13 protein-coding genes are annotated in these 13,830 nt (G+C 63.2%); 10 read left to right on the top strand and 3 right to left on the bottom strand.

The window, feature by feature from the left end:
• Positions 1-75 precede the first annotated feature (75 nt).
• Positions 76-2,679, top strand: a complete 2,604-nt coding sequence (locus tag RM192_RS06670) for a hypothetical protein (protein WP_311506765.1) — start codon at positions 76-78, stop codon at positions 2,677-2,679.
• A gap of 31 nt (positions 2,680-2,710) precedes the next feature.
• Positions 2,711-3,250: a pseudouridine synthase gene (locus RM192_RS06665; protein ID WP_311506764.1), complete on the top strand. Its 540-nt coding sequence runs from the start codon at positions 2,711-2,713 to the stop codon at positions 3,248-3,250.
• Here RM192_RS06665 and RM192_RS06660 read toward each other — a convergent pair.
• Positions 3,247-4,089 (bottom strand): helix-turn-helix domain-containing protein, encoded by an 843-nt coding sequence (locus RM192_RS06660; protein ID WP_311506763.1) that lies wholly within the window; start codon positions 4,087-4,089, stop codon positions 3,247-3,249. The genes RM192_RS06665 and RM192_RS06660 overlap by 4 nt on opposite strands.
• A gap of 112 nt (positions 4,090-4,201) precedes the next feature.
• Between RM192_RS06660 and pobA the strand changes: the two genes are divergently transcribed.
• The 3 genes from pobA (at position 4,202) to asd (ending at position 7,132) form a co-directional block, all read left to right on the top strand.
• Positions 4,202-5,371, top strand: coding sequence for a 4-hydroxybenzoate 3-monooxygenase (gene pobA, locus RM192_RS06655; RefSeq protein WP_311506762.1), 1,170 nt, complete (start codon positions 4,202-4,204; stop codon positions 5,369-5,371).
• A gap of 146 nt (positions 5,372-5,517) precedes the next feature.
• Positions 5,518-6,192, top strand: coding sequence for a response regulator transcription factor (locus RM192_RS06650; protein ID WP_311506761.1), 675 nt, complete (start codon positions 5,518-5,520; stop codon positions 6,190-6,192).
• A 124-nt stretch (positions 6,193-6,316) separates the two neighbouring features.
• Positions 6,317-7,132: an archaetidylserine decarboxylase gene (gene asd, locus RM192_RS06645; protein ID WP_311506760.1), complete on the top strand. Its 816-nt coding sequence runs from the start codon at positions 6,317-6,319 to the stop codon at positions 7,130-7,132.
• Positions 7,133-7,387: 255 nt separating this feature from the next.
• Here asd and RM192_RS06640 read toward each other — a convergent pair whose 3' ends face one another.
• Positions 7,388-7,897, bottom strand: coding sequence for an SRPBCC domain-containing protein (locus RM192_RS06640; RefSeq protein WP_311506759.1), 510 nt, complete (start codon positions 7,895-7,897; stop codon positions 7,388-7,390).
• Positions 7,881-8,240, bottom strand: a complete 360-nt coding sequence (locus RM192_RS06635) for a metalloregulator ArsR/SmtB family transcription factor (RefSeq protein ID WP_311506758.1) — start codon at positions 8,238-8,240, stop codon at positions 7,881-7,883. The genes RM192_RS06640 and RM192_RS06635 overlap by 17 nt, the downstream gene beginning before the upstream one ends.
• 100 nt (positions 8,241-8,340) lie before the next feature.
• Here RM192_RS06635 and RM192_RS06630 point away from each other — a divergent pair, with 100 nt between their 5' ends.
• From RM192_RS06630 to RM192_RS06610, 5 genes are all read left to right on the top strand, one after another.
• Entirely contained in the window at positions 8,341-8,685 is a 345-nt protein-coding gene (locus tag RM192_RS06630; protein ID WP_311506757.1) for a metalloregulator ArsR/SmtB family transcription factor, read from the top strand.
• Between the two features lie 43 nt (positions 8,686-8,728).
• Positions 8,729-9,235, top strand: coding sequence for an arsenate reductase ArsC (locus tag RM192_RS06625; RefSeq protein ID WP_311506756.1), 507 nt, complete (start codon positions 8,729-8,731; stop codon positions 9,233-9,235).
• Positions 9,235-10,305 carry an ACR3 family arsenite efflux transporter gene (arsB, locus tag RM192_RS06620; protein ID WP_311506755.1) on the top strand — a complete coding sequence of 357 codons (1,071 nt, stop codon included), beginning with the start codon at positions 9,235-9,237 and terminating at the stop codon, positions 10,303-10,305. The genes RM192_RS06625 and arsB overlap by 1 nt, the downstream gene beginning before the upstream one ends.
• Positions 10,306-10,487: 182 nt before the next feature.
• Positions 10,488-10,994 (top strand): hypothetical protein, encoded by a 507-nt coding sequence (locus RM192_RS06615; protein ID WP_311506754.1) that lies wholly within the window; start codon positions 10,488-10,490, stop codon positions 10,992-10,994.
• Between the two features lie 147 nt (positions 10,995-11,141).
• On the top strand, positions 11,142-13,775 hold the full coding sequence (locus RM192_RS06610) for a TonB-dependent receptor (protein ID WP_311506753.1): 2,634 nt from the start codon (positions 11,142-11,144) through the stop codon (positions 13,773-13,775).
• The last annotated feature ends 55 nt before the right edge of the window (positions 13,776-13,830 follow it).

Here is a 13,830-nt window from a genome sequence, read left to right as displayed (position 1 = left end):
AGCCAAGCGCATTTTCCGGATGACTGAATGACGGTCCCCTGCAAATTTGACGGCTCGCCAGGCTTTGCCAAGGCAATGAAACGCCTTGTCCGTCTGGCATCGCGGTCGTCGATTTCGGCGCTGCTGATTTCTGCTGCGCACGGCAATGCCCGTGCCGGGGAGAATTCTGCGGCAAATTCGGACGCCGGCAACGGCTCGGGCGGAGCGCAAAGCGAAACCTCGCAATCGCGTGGCTCGGCTCTGGAACTGCCCGTGCCCCTGTTTGACCGCCAGATCGTTGTCATTGGCGAACGCTGGATCGTGTCGCAACTCGCCGATGTCGAGCCCGAGCAGGTCTATGACGAAGATCGCATCGCCTCTTATGGGGCAAGCACGGTCGGCGAACTGGTCGACCAGATCCGCGATGAAAACGGCGACGATCAGCCAGCGCTGCTGGTAAACGGCCAGCCGGTTGGCGATATCGGCGACATTTCCGACTTTCCGGTGGAGGCGATCCGCAAAGTCGAATCCCTCCCGCGCGGCTCGGCAGCGCGCGTTGGTGGGGCGTCGAGCCAGCGCACTTACAACATCGTGCTGCGGCCCTCGGTCAAATCGATGACGCTGACGGGAAGCCGCGAAATGGCGACCGAAGGCGACTGGAGCCTGAACCGCGGCGAAGCTCTGTTCACGCTCATCGCGCGCAAGAACCGGCTCAATCTTGCCATTCGTGCTTCGGAATCGGATGACCTGTTCGAAAGCGATCGCAACCTGACGCGCCTCGACGGCAGCGCGCCGTTCGCCCCGGCGGGCAACATTCTGCCCTTCCGCACGACCGAAATCGACCCCGCGCTATCTTTGATGGCAGGCTTGCCGGTAACGACACTGGCCCTGCCGACCACGACCGCGCAGCCGACGCTGGCCAGCCTGGTGCCTTTCGCCAACACGCTGAACGACAGCAGGATTGGTGAATTCCGCACGCTGCGCGGGGCGACGCGGCCAATCGAGGCCAGCCTTTCGGGCAACAAGACGCTGCTGCCGTGGCTGTCCCTGTCCTTCAACGGGCGCATCGGCCGCACGACAAGCTCCAGCCTTAACGGACTGCCTACCGCACGTTTTCTGCTGCAACCGGGCCATCCAGCGAGCCCTTTCACCGTTCCGGTTGTGCTGGCGCTGAGCGATCCTGCTCGCCCGCTGCGCTATGCCACCACATCTGACAGCAAGAGCCTGACCGCTTCGTTTCTGGCCAACTGGGCGAATTGGCAAGGAACTCTGCTGGGGCGTTATGATGAGCGCGAACGGCGGTCGGACAGCATTCTGAACGGCACGGTCGCCGGTGGCGTGATACCGATCGATGCGGCCACGAACCCGTTCGGCGGCACTCTTCCCGCACTCATCCCCCTCTCGCTGCGCACAACGCGCAGCAGGACAACGAGCCGCGAAGCACGCTTCGACCTGCAAGGGCCGCTCCTGGCGCTCCCAGTTGGCAGCGTGCAATTGCGCGCCGGGATCGGCGTGAGCGGGACGAGCCTGAACGCCACCGGTGCAAGCGGCAAGACCGCAGCGATCAGCCGTAACGAATGGAACATTCGCGGCGGCGTGACTGTGCCGCTCACCGCGCGAAACAAGGGTGCATTGGGTTTCATCGGCGACACTGACGTTTCGGCCGACCTCTCTCGCCAAACCCTGGGGCGGTTCGGCAGAATTGACGAACACAGCATTTCCTTCAGCTGGCGACCGCTGACCTGGCTTCGCCTGAATGCCACCGACAACACCGACGGGCGCGCCATTCCGCTCGAACTGCTGTCAGCCCCCAGCATGATCGCCGAGAACGTGCCTTATTTCGATCCGCTGCGGGGCGTGACGGTGCCGGTGACGACGATCTACGGTGGTGGCGGCAATCTCAAGAGCGAGACGCAGCGGGTGCGCACGCTCTCGCTTTCAGCCTCACCCTGGGCGCGTTACAAGTTGCAGTTCAATGCCGACTACTCCGTGTCGGACACTCGCAACCAGTTCGGCGCGCTGCCTCTGCCGACGCAGGCGGTGGTCCTCGCCTTCCCCGACCGTTTCGTGCGCGATGCGAATGGGCGGCTGGTTTCGGTGGATAATCGGACCGTCAATTTCGAACGACAGCATTCACGCCAATTGCGGTTTGGCACCAACTTCACCATTCCGCTCGAACCGGTGCCGCTCGATGCCAAGGGCAAGCCGAAGCCATATGGCCCGCGCCTGTCGCTGCAGGTCAACGCCTCGCACACAGTGGTGCTTGAGAACACATCGGTGATCCGCGAAGGTCTGGGCGAAGTAGATCTGCTCGCGGGTGGAGCCATCGGCCTTGGCGGCGGGCAGCAGCGCCATGTGTCGGATGCCAACATCGCGGTGATGCGCGGCGCCAGCGGCTTTCGCCTGAGCGCGAGGCGGCGTGGCGGAAGCCAACTGCAATATGGCACGGCAGCCGCGCCGAACCGCTTGTCGTTCGCGCCTCTCACCACCGTCGATTTGCGCGGCATTGCAGACATCGGCTCGATGAAGCCGCATTCCTCGTTCTGGAAGGGGGTGCGGATCTCGCTGGTGGTGGACAATGCCTTCAACACCCGCCAGCGCGTGACCGCAGCAAGCGGCGATCTGCCACTCGGCTTCCAGCCTGCCTATCGCGATCCCATCGGGCGCACCGTCATGGCCGAACTGCGCAAGGTGTTTTGACACTGGCACGCGCGGGGCGCAAAGGCGGGGCATGACGCTTATCCTGCTCAACAAGCCCTTTGGTGTGCTCTGCCAGTTTACCGAGGAAAAGGGTGGCCCGCCGCGCCCGACGCTGGCGGATTTCGTAAAGGTGCCGGGCGTTTATCCGGCGGGGCGGCTTGATACCGACAGCGAAGGACTGCTGCTGCTGACCGATGATGGCCGCTTGCAGGCGCGCATTGCCGATCCTCGCTTCAAGATGCCCAAGACCTATCTGGTGCAAGTTGAAGGCGAGCCGGACGCGGCCGCCCTGGACGCACTGCGGCGCGGCGTGCAACTCAAGGACGGCATGACCCTGCCCGCCGAGGCCAAGCGCATCGACGATCCGGCCTTGTGGCCGCGCGATCCGCCGGTGCGCTTTCGCAAGTCCGTGCCCGATTGCTGGATCAGCCTGACCATCCGCGAAGGGCGCAACCGACAGGTGCGACGCATGACTGCCGCTGTCGGCCATCCCACGCTGCGGCTGGTGCGCTGGCAGATCGGCGATTGGTCGCTGAACGGCCTGCCCCAGGGCGAGTGGCGCGAGGGCTAGAGCCTGTCCTCTACTGGCCTGCGCCCGGTCATGCGCTGGTAGAATCGCGAGAAATACGAAGGATCGTCGAAGCCGAGTTCGGCGGCGACCTGCGCGGCGGTGGCGTTGGTGTAGCGCAGCAGGCGATGCGCTTCGAGCGTCAGGCGGCGGTGGATCACGTCGAGCGGGGTGCAGCCGAGATGCGCGGTGGTGAGCCGCGTCAGGGTGCGCCGCGTCATGCCGAGTGCGCCTGCGTAGAAGTCGAGGCTTTGGTGCTGGCGGTAGTGCAGTTCGACGAGCTGGCGAAAGCGGTCGAGGCGGCGGTCGGCGCGGGCGTCGGGATCGGCGGGCGCGGCCTCGCGGGCGAGCGTGCGGATCAGGGCTTCGGCGAGCGAGAGGAACAACGGGTCCTGTTCCTGCCACTGCTGCTGCAGCGCGAGCATTTCGCGCGCGAGCCAGAATGCGCGGGGCGCGGCTTCAGGCGAGAGCGGGGCGAGACCACCGCGTGACAGGGCGGTAATCAGGGCGTCGGCGGGCCCGGTAGCCCGTGTGGAAAAGTCTGTCGATAAAGTGAGGACAAACCCGCGCGTGCCCTGGCGGAAGCGGAAGCCGTGGACGGCGGCGGCAGGAACGATCACCCGGCCCGGCCCTTCAAGGCCGTCGGCCGCGCCATCGAGCAAGACGCCGGCATGTCCTTCCTCTACCAGCAGAACCTGGACGAAGTGATCGTGGCGGTGGACGCCGATTTCCCAATCGTGCAGCGCGCTGCGCTCGGCAATCGTTTCGATATGGGCAAAGCCGCCCGATGTCCGGGCCGCGCCTTCACCATAGAGGGCGTATGTGGGGATGGCTGGTTGCATGTCCCGATAGTGCCAGTTGTTTGTCCTGTGCCTGCATTCCGCCCTGCCCGCGCCTGTGTCAATCTCCATGACAGTTGCCCGCATCCCAGCGCGGGCGCGTGGGAGAATTGCCATGAAAACTCAGGTCGCCATCGTTGGCGCCGGCCCAGCCGGTTTGCTGCTCGGACACTTGCTGAAAGCCGAGGGCATCGACTGCGTGGTGGTCGAGCGGCAGCAACCCGACTACATTCTTGGCCGCATCCGCGCAGGCGTGCTGGAGCAGATCACCGTCGGCCTGATGGGGCGGCTGGGGCTGGACGCGCGGCTCAAGGCCGAAGGACTGGTCGAGGAAGGGTTCAACCTTGCTGATGGCGAGCGCCTGATTCGTATCGACGTTGCGAACCTGACCGGCAAGACTGTCGTCGTCTATGGCCAGACCGAGATCACGCGCGACCTGATGGATGCAGCGCCCGAGCGCGGTCTGCAGGTTATCTATGGCGCTGACGATGTGGCGCTGTTCGATATCGAGAGTGATGCGCCTTACGTGACCTATTCGCTGGACGGCGTGGGCCAGCGGATCGACGCCCGCTTCGTTGTCGGGTGCGACGGGTTCCACGGGCCGAGCCGCAAAGCGATTCCGGCCAGCGTGGTACGCGAATACGAGCGCGTCTATCCGTTCGGCTGGCTGGGCATTCTGGCCGATGTGCCGCCGTGCAACCACGAACTGATCTATGCCAACCACGAGCGCGGCTTTGCGCTGGCCTCGATGCGCAGCCACACCCGCAGCCGTTACTACGTGGACGTAGCCCTGACCGAGAAGATCGAGGACTGGTCGGACGAGCGGATCTGGGACGAACTCGCGGTACGGCTGGGGCCTCAAGCGGCAGCGAACATGACGCGCGGGCCTTCGATCGAGAAGTCGATTGCGCCGCTGCGCTCCTATGTGTTCGAACCGATGCGCCACGGCAGTCTGCTGCTGTGCGGGGACGCCGCGCATATCGTGCCGCCGACCGGGGCCAAGGGCCTGAACCTTGCGGCGAGCGATGTGCACTATGCCGCCGAAGCGCTCAGCGCCTGGTTCAAGCGCGCGGATAACGATGCGGTGATCGGCTATTCGGCCAAGGCTCTGGCTCGGGTGTGGAAGTCAGAGCGGTTTTCGTGGTCGCTGACCAAACTGATGCACCGCTTTCCCGACGATGGTCCGTTCGAGCGCGCTATGCAGGTGGCGGAACTGGACTACATCGCAACGAGCGTGGCCGCGCAGACGAGCATTGCCGAGAACTACGTGGGGCTTCCGGTTTAATCCGTCGGCAAGCTCAGGTCGAACGGGGTCGAACAGGCCCTACCCCGACCCCTCCCGTGAACGGGAGGGGAGTCTGGTTGTAACATCGTCATGCGCCCGTCACATAATCGGGACAAAAAGCCTCTGTAGACAGGGGCAATTTTTGCATGCGGCATATCGACATCTTGCTGACGGGAGAACTGGCCGGAGGGCGTGACACGTTCGTGCACTCGGATTTGCGCGTGGTGTTTCACAAGTGGAAAGCCGAGGCGCCACTGCCGCTGATGGAAGGGCAACCCTGGGCGTTCATCGATTGGGTCCTGCCCGAAATGTCCGGCCTTGAACTGTGCCGCCGCTTCCGCTGCGCCGATGGCCTCGGGCAGAACGCGCATATTACGATGATCCTTGAGGAGGACGATCCCGAGGCAAAGCGGCGCGCGCTGCGGGCGGGCGCCGACGACTACATCATCGGCCCGGTGGACCGGCCCGCGCTGCTTGACCGGGTGCTGTCGGTGCAATTGCCCGACCATGAGGCCCCGGCCCGCACATTGAAGCTGGGCGATCTGTCGCTCGATCTTGCCGCTCTGCAGGCGCGCTGGCGCGAGCGCGCGCTGATCCTGATGCCCAACGAGTTGCGCCTGCTGCGCTACCTGATGGAGCAGCCCGGCCACGTTTTCAGCCGCCAGCAATTGATCACCGCGCTGGGCAAGCACGACGCCCCTATTGACGAGCGCACCGTGGATGCCTGGGTCAGCCGCTTGCGGCGGGCGCTGCGTGACGTTGGCGCGGGATCACCGCTGCGAACGGTCCGCTCGCTGGGGTATGTGCTGGACCGGCCTTGACGGGATTCCGGCCTTGATGTGATTTCGGCCCTGATGTGATTTCGGCCCTGATGTGATACGCGCGCTGTTTGCAACGCGAGTTTCACGAATGTCCGACCGGCTTAAAGTCCTTCTGCAACATATATTGCCCAAGCAAGGTCTGACGACGTTCGCCGGGAAAATCGCTGGAGCGAAAGGCGGACCGGCGACGACGCGGCTGATTCGCTGGTTCGTGGGCAAATATGGCGTGGCGATGGAAGAGGCCGAAAACCCCGACATAGCCAGCTACAAGACCTTCAACGATTTCTTCACAAGGCCGCTGAAAGCAGGCGCCCGGCCGCTAGCCGATGCCGATTTCGTCTGCCCGGTCGATGGCGCGATCAGCCAGTTCGGGGGCATCGATGATCAGCGGATCGTGCAGGCCAAGGGCCACAGTTTCACGACCACGGCGCTGGTTGGCGGGGACGCGGACCTTGCCGCGCAATTCCGCCACGGCAGCTTTGCCAACCTCTACCTGTCACCGCGCGATTATCACCGGCTGCATATGCCGTGCGACGGCACATTGACGCGGATGATCCACGTGCCGGGCGCACTGTTCTCGGTAAACCCGGTCACCGCGCGCGGCGTGCCGGGCCTGTTCGCGCGCAACGAACGCTTGGTCTGCGTGTTCGAATCCGACGCGCACGGCCCCTTCGTGATGGTGCTTGTCGGCGCAACGATTGTCGGCAGCATGGCAACAGTGTGGCACGGCGTGGTCAACGCCCGGCGCACCGGCAAACTCTCCGAATGGCGCTATGAGCCGGGGGCGGTGATGCTGAAACAGGGCGAGGAAATGGGCCGCTTTCTGCTGGGGTCGACCATCGTCATGCTGTTCCAGCGGGATGTCATCGCTTTCAACCCGGACTGGGCGCCGGAACGACCGGTGCGCCTTGGCGAAACCATGGGTAACCGGCCGACCTGACATCCGCCGTCAGTTTCGTTCGGCTAGGGTCAGGACCTATTACCTGCGCCTTCGAGGCGCCGGGATGGCGAACATATCGGGCGGATAGTCGCGCCGGGAAGGCTGGTTGCCTTTCCAAGCGGGTATCTGGCCGGGATGGAAGCCATTCCGGCGTCCCGCAGGGATTTGACCAAAATGGCCAGCTGCTGCGTTGGATGGGCTTGAAATAGAATGGCTATTCCTGCGCCCATCCGCCTTGCATCAGGCCATTTTGCTTCAAACCTCGAAGGCGCAGGTAACAGGTCCTGACCCTAGCAGCGCTTCGAGCTGGGCGAGCGTTTCGTCCATGCTGTCGCATGCGCCAGACGCCAGCTCTTCTTCCAGCCCCTGCACGTTGGGAAACAGGTTGGAAATGACGACCGTCGTGCGGCCATCCGCCTCGGCAAAGGTGACGGTTGTGATCGCACCCTCGCCGTTTTCCTCATTCGTCCAGACGATGCGCTCGCCCGGAACGACATCAAGATAGCGGCCGAAGAAGGCCATCGGACTGTCGAACGCGGGATGGCCGATCTCAAGGCGATAGCTGCCGCCGGTGCGCACATCCATCTCGCACGAGACAATGGTCATTCCCATCGACTTGGGCGTCCACCACTGGCGAAACAGTTCGGGCCGTGACCATGCCTCGAACACCAGCGCGGCTGAGGCATCGAAGCTGCGCGTGACGAGGAGTTCGCGTTCCGACGCGCGTTCAACGGTGACTTTGGCGGTTTCAGGTTTCGCGGTCATTGGCTTTCTCCCTTTGTTTCAATTGCTCGACAACATCATCCAGCGCATCGAACCGCCTTTCCCAGAGCTGGCGGTACTGCGCGATCCACGCCGCTTCCTGTTCGAGTCTGCGCGCGCCGAGCCTGCACTTGCGCACGCGCCCGACCTTTTCGGTGGCGACAAACCCGGCCTGCTCCAGCACGCCGATGTGCTTCTTCATGCCGGTCAGCGTCATCCTGAACTGCTGCGCCAGATCGGTGATCGACGCGTCTGCCTGCGCAAGCTGCAAAATGACGCCGCGCCGCGTGGCGTCGGACAGTGCGGAAAACGACGAATCAAGATGCGTGGCGTTATAGTGAACCATATGGTTCAGTGTTTGGCATGGCCGCGCGCCATTGGCAAGTGTCTTGACCTCGTGCGCCGATTTGATATTTCGATGATTATAGAATCATGGGAATATGAAGATGGAAGCTGCAGACGTCATCCGCGCGCTTGGCGCGCTGGCCCAGGAGCACCGCCTTGGCGTATTCAGGTTGCTGGTGCAGGCCGGGCCGGACGGATTGCCCGCTGGCGCTCTGGCCGAGGCGCTCGGCGTCGCGCCGTCCTCGATGAGCTTTCATCTTTCACAGATGGCCAATGCCGGGCTCGTCACCCAGCGGCGGCAAAGCCGGTCGATCATCTATTCCGCCGACTTTGCAGCGATGAACGGACTGATGGCTTACCTTACTGAAAACTGTTGCGGAGGCGTGGACTGCATGCCCGCCGAAGTCTGCAACGCTGCCCCTTCAGCAACAAAGGATGTCGCATGATGCGAGTTCACGTTCCTTTTCCTCGCACCATTGGGACAGCGCAATGACCGGGCGCCCGTTCAGCGTGCTGGTGCTGTGCACCGGCAATTCCGCTCGCTCGATCCTGGGCGAGGCGATGCTTGGCACTATGGGAGCCGCGCGGCTTGTCGCGCATAGCGCCGGCAGCAAGCCCAAGGGCCAGCCCCACCCCGGCGCGCTGCGTCTGCTCGCCCGCAAGGGTATCGACACCGCGCCGTTCCGCTCGAAGAGCTGGAATGAATTCACCGGCCCAGATGCCCCTGCCATCGATCTTGCCATCACCGTCTGCGGCAATGCTGCGGGCGAGGCCTGCCCGGTGTTCATGGGCGCGCCGCTCAAAGCCCACTGGGGCCTGCCCGATCCTGCCGATGTCACCGGCGACGACGCGGACGTCGATGCTGCGTTCGAACAGACTTGGGCGTGGCTGGAAATGCGGGTGCGAGCCATGCTCGACCTGCCGTTCGAAACGATGGACCGCGCCGAACTGGTGCGGGAACTTGCCCGGATCGGGCAGATGGAAGGAGCCGCCTGATGGCCACGATTGCCGCAACCCCCGCCGCACCGCCGGCCCGCCTGTCCTTCCTCGACCGCTTCCTGACCGTCTGGATCTTCGCAGCCATGGCGCTGGGGATAGCGCTCGGCGCACTCGCGCCTGCGGTTCCGCAAGCACTTGGCGCCATGTCGGTCGGATCGACCAGCATACCTATCGCCATCGGCCTTATCCTGATGATGTTCCCGCCACTCGCCAAGGTCCGCTACGAGGAACTTGGCCAGGTGTTCCGCGATGGCAAGATGCTCGCCCTGTCATTCGTGCTGTGCTGGATCGTCGCGCCGGCGTTCATGTTTGCTCTGGCCGCGCTGCTGCTGCCCGACAAGCCCGAATACTTCACCGGGCTGATCCTGATCGGGATTGCACCGTGCATTGCAATGGTGCTGGTGTGGAACCAGTTGGCAAAGGGCAGCCCCGAGTACGTGACCGGGCTGGTGGCGTTCAACTCGCTGTTCCAGATCGTGTTCTACGTGCCTTATGCGTGGTTCTACCTGACCGTGCTTCCGCCACTGTTCGGGTTTGAGGCGAACGTGGTGGACATCGACTTTGCCGTGATCGCCAAGGCCGTGCTGACCTATCTCGGGGTGCCGTTCCTGGCCGGATTCCTGGTGCGCAAGGTGCTTATCAATGCCCGCGGAAGGGCTTGGTACGAGGAGCGGTTCATCCCCGCGATCAGCCCGCTCACACTGGTCGCGCTGCTGTTCACCATAGTTGCGATGTTCAGCCTCAAAGGCGGCGAAATTCTGGCTCTGCCCATCGACGCCGTGCGGGTGGGGCTTCCGCTGGTGCTGTTCTTTGTGGTGATGTTCGTGCTCGCATTCGCCGCCGGCCGGGCCATCGGCGCAGACTACCCGCGTACGGCGGCGCTGTCGTTCACCGCAGCATCGAACAACTTCGAACTGGCCATCGCGGTCGCCATCGCAACGTTCGGGCTGGCCTCGCCCGTTGCCTTTGCCGCCGTCATCGGCCCGCTGGTTGAGGTGCCCGCACTGATCGCGCTGGTCAACCTGGCGCTCTGGTTCGAGCGCCACTGGTTTGCAGGCAACCGCTGACAGAGGATCAAAAACGAGTCGGCTCTCTGTACGGGGCCGACTCACGAGCGCGATCCTGAATGAACAGCATGGGCCGCGACTCCAGATTTCGCTCTTGTTACATTTTCAAGACAATCCGCAAAAACATGTGCAATTGCCCGCGCGCGCGCTAATCTTGGCCAATGAGGAAACTGATTGCGCTATTGCTGCTGCTGATCGCGATGCCGGCCCATGCCGAACGGCTGAACTTTGACCATCGCCTTTCCCCGCCGCTGCAACGTGTGCTGGACGAAGGCCGGTCCGAGATGGTGCAGTTCGACGGAGCCGACCCGACTCGGTTGGTCGATCTGATCGCAGTGCGGGGCGAATCGGCAACCAACTGGAAAGAAGCGCTCCAGATCATCTCCATTCCCAAGCAGAAAAAACTGGAGGGCGCGCAAGGCTGGATGATCCAGATCCAGGACGGCATCCGCGCCCGTGCCACCGCGACATGCAGGGCCGAATTCAGCGTCCTCGCACGCGACGAATCCTCCATAACGTTTGAACGCCGATCGACCGGTTGCGGCCCCGAATCGGTAAGCTACGGGCTTTACCGGCTGGTCACCGGCAAGCGTTCGTGGTTTCAATTGGCCGTCCTGGCGAAAGATGGAATTTCTGGCGAGGCGAAGGCGCAATGGCTGGCGCTTCTTGCATCGGCTCACCTTGAATGACCTGACCGACACCTCCCTGTCACCTTAGTGTCACCAGTCCGTCACCGTAGTGTCATCGGGCCGTTCTAGGGCGGCCCGCATGTCGCTTGGTGGAGCCTGACGGGCACCCTGATCGGCTGTGATAGAAACGTCATCAGGGAAATTCTCATGAAGTCCGCTCGTATTCTTCGTTCTGCTTCGATGGCTGCCATTGCCGTCGCCGCCATTTGCAGTTCGGAATCGGCATTCGCCAAGTTCTCCGTCGGCACCGATGGCGTGACAATCGAGGGCGCAGAAGACCAGACCGCACCCGCTGCCGAAGCGCAGGATGAAACCAGCGCCCGCAACGGCGGCGGTCTCACCGAAATCGTCGTCACCGCAACCAAGCGCGAGACCAACCTCCAGAAGACCCCGATCTCGATCTCGGTCATGGGCGCTGAAACGATCAAGGAACGCAAGGTTCAGAGCCTGCTCGATCTGGCCGACGGCGGCGTACCCAGCCTTCGCGTGGCAACGTTCGAAGCGCGCCAGTCGGCGCTGACCATCGGTATTCGCGGCATCGTTCCGCTCGACGCCAACCAGCCCGCCCGCGAACAGGGCGTCGGCGTCTACATCGACGGCGTCTACCTCGGCCGTCAGCATGGCCTCAACACCGGCCTGTTCGACATTGAGCGCGTCGAAGTGCTCAAGGGTCCGCAGGGCACGCTGTTCGGCCGCAACACCGAAGGCGGCGCACTGTCGCTCGTCTCGAAGGCCCCTACCGGTGAGTTCGGTGGCAGCGTGGACGGTTCGGTCGGCAACATCGGGTCGCGCAGCGGCGCATTGCACCTGAACCTGCCCAAGTTCGCCGGCTTCTCGATCAAGCTCGACGGCGTGTACCAGCATCAGGATGCGGTCACGAAGAACCCTCTGGCAGGTCAGGCCGGTTGGGGATACTTCAACCGCAAGGGCCTGCGCGCTGCCGTGCGCTGGCAGCCGGCCGATGGCATCACCAACGATTTTTCGTATGACGTTGCCCGTGACGAGAACACCCCGTTCTACAGCCAGCTGCTCAACTATAACCCGAACAACTGCGTCAGCGGCGGCTCCAACAAGGCGCCTTCGGCCATCCCCGCAGGCAGCACCTGCCTGACCCCTGGCACTGCTTTCACTGGCACTCAGGGCACGATCAAGCCTCTGGTTCCCGGCATTGTCGTGAATGGTGACACCCTGATGCGCACTGCCGACATCGGCGTGCCGCAGCGGAACAGCGTCGACAAGACCCACGGCTTCACCAACGTGTTCAAGTGGAAGATCGCACCGGAAATCGAACTGCGTTCGATCACCGCATGGCGCGGCGTCGACGTCCAGCAGTACGACAACTCGGGCGGCTACCACCGCGTGCCCGTGATCAACTACACCCCCAGCTGCACCACGGCCGCACCTTGCGCTTTCAGCCGCTACAGCCTTGCCGACCTTAAGCAGAACCAGTTCAGCCAGGAACTGCAGGCCGTCGGCACGATCGGGTCGGTCGATTATGTCGCTGGCCTCTACTATTTCAACGAGCACGTCAGCGACGACGCGGCAACGCCGAACTCGATGGGCGTGGTCTACAAGTCGCCCACCGAAGCGACGTTCGTAACGATCCCGTTCTGCACCGGCACCACGCCCGACTTCGTCGGCCAGGCCGTGAACGGCTGCGCGATCGACCGCGCATCCGTGGTCAACTCGAAGAGCTATGCGGTCTATGGTCAGGCCACCTGGAACGCTTCGGAAGCCCTGCACATCACGGTTGGCGGTCGCTACACCTGGGATGACAAGGAAGGCGACCTGACCTGGTCGCGCAACATCAACTACACGGTGAACACCGCGGCTGCTGCGGCCAACGGCTACGTCCGCCTCGACAAGAAGTGGAAGCGCTTCAACCCGATGGCGACGGTCGCCTATGACTTCAACAGCGACGTGCACGGCTATGCCAAGTACTCGACCGGCTACCGCGCAGGCGGTGCCAGCTCGCGTACCTCGGACTACCGCGCCTTCAATCCTGAAGACGTGAAGAACTACGAAATCGGCCTCAAGGCTGACCTGTTCAACCGCCATGCACGCATCAACATCGCTGCCTACATGATGGACCGCAAGGGCAGCCAGGTCGACCTTTCGACCATTCAGCCGACCGCGACGGGCAACTTCAACAACCTCGTCACGTTCAATGCGCCGGGCACCACCAAGATCCGCGGTGTGGAAGCAGACCTGACCATCAAGCCGACCGACGGCCTGAAGCTGGACCTGTCTTACGCCTATACCTACACGGACATTCCAGCGGTTCCGGTGACCTACCGCGAATTCACCAGCGCTGGCGCGGCAACCGGAAACAGCACCACCGTGCTGCAGAAGTTCTACGTGGTGTACACCCCGCGCAATGCAGGCAGTGCCTCGGTGGACTACGAGTTCCCCGAAATCCTCGGTGGCGCCCGTCCGAAGGTTCACGTCGATGCAAACTACTCGCAGGCTACGCAGAGCTTCGACCAGTTCGGCACCAAGGCCGACGAGAGCTTCATCGTCAACGCACGCCTGTCTCTGCTCGACATCGGCCTGGGTGGCGGCAACAACAAGCTCAATCTGGGTCTGTGGAGCCGCAACGTGTTCAACAACCAGCTCGTCTATCGCCGTGACCCGTCGAACAGCCTTCCATCGGTCCAGTCGACCGCTGCATCGGGCGTGCCGAACGTGGTCGTGATCGGCAACAACAGCAACATCCTGGGTGACTACGGCAACTTCAACATGCCGCGCACTTTCGGTGTCGATGCTTCGATCAAGTTCTAAGGACTGGCGTCCCTGGAACGCTTTATCGGGCGGGCGGTCAGCAATGCTGGCCGCC

It is taken from the genome of Novosphingobium sp. MMS21-SN21R, assembly GCF_031846015.1.
Classification (GTDB): Bacteria; Pseudomonadota; Alphaproteobacteria; order Sphingomonadales; family Sphingomonadaceae; genus Novosphingobium.
The sequence above is the reverse complement of the archived record's forward strand: the minus strand, read 5'-3'. Positions and strand labels throughout refer to the sequence as shown.

Bases quoted from the DNA above. Each gene is read 5' to 3' on its own strand.
- RM192_RS06660 (WP_311506763.1), bottom strand. From the start codon at position 4,089: ATGCAACCAGCCATCCCCACATACGCCCTCTATGGTGAAGGCGCGGCC.
- RM192_RS06640 (WP_311506759.1), bottom strand. From the start codon at position 7,897: ATGACCGCGAAACCTGAAACCGCCAAAGTCACCGTTGAACGCGCGTCG.
- RM192_RS06625 (WP_311506756.1), top strand. From the start codon at position 8,729: ATGACCGGGCGCCCGTTCAGCGTGCTGGTGCTGTGCACCGGCAATTCC.
- RM192_RS06635 (WP_311506758.1), bottom strand. From the start codon at position 8,240: ATGGTTCACTATAACGCCACGCATCTTGATTCGTCGTTTTCCGCACTG.
- RM192_RS06650 (WP_311506761.1), top strand. From the start codon at position 5,518: ATGCGGCATATCGACATCTTGCTGACGGGAGAACTGGCCGGAGGGCGT.
- arsB (WP_311506755.1), top strand. From the start codon at position 9,235: ATGGCCACGATTGCCGCAACCCCCGCCGCACCGCCGGCCCGCCTGTCC.
- RM192_RS06665 (WP_311506764.1), top strand. From the start codon at position 2,711: ATGACGCTTATCCTGCTCAACAAGCCCTTTGGTGTGCTCTGCCAGTTT.
- RM192_RS06610 (WP_311506753.1), top strand. From the start codon at position 11,142: ATGAAGTCCGCTCGTATTCTTCGTTCTGCTTCGATGGCTGCCATTGCC.
- RM192_RS06670 (WP_311506765.1), top strand. From the start codon at position 76: ATGAAACGCCTTGTCCGTCTGGCATCGCGGTCGTCGATTTCGGCGCTG.
- RM192_RS06630 (WP_311506757.1), top strand. From the start codon at position 8,341: ATGGAAGCTGCAGACGTCATCCGCGCGCTTGGCGCGCTGGCCCAGGAG.
- pobA (WP_311506762.1), top strand. From the start codon at position 4,202: ATGAAAACTCAGGTCGCCATCGTTGGCGCCGGCCCAGCCGGTTTGCTG.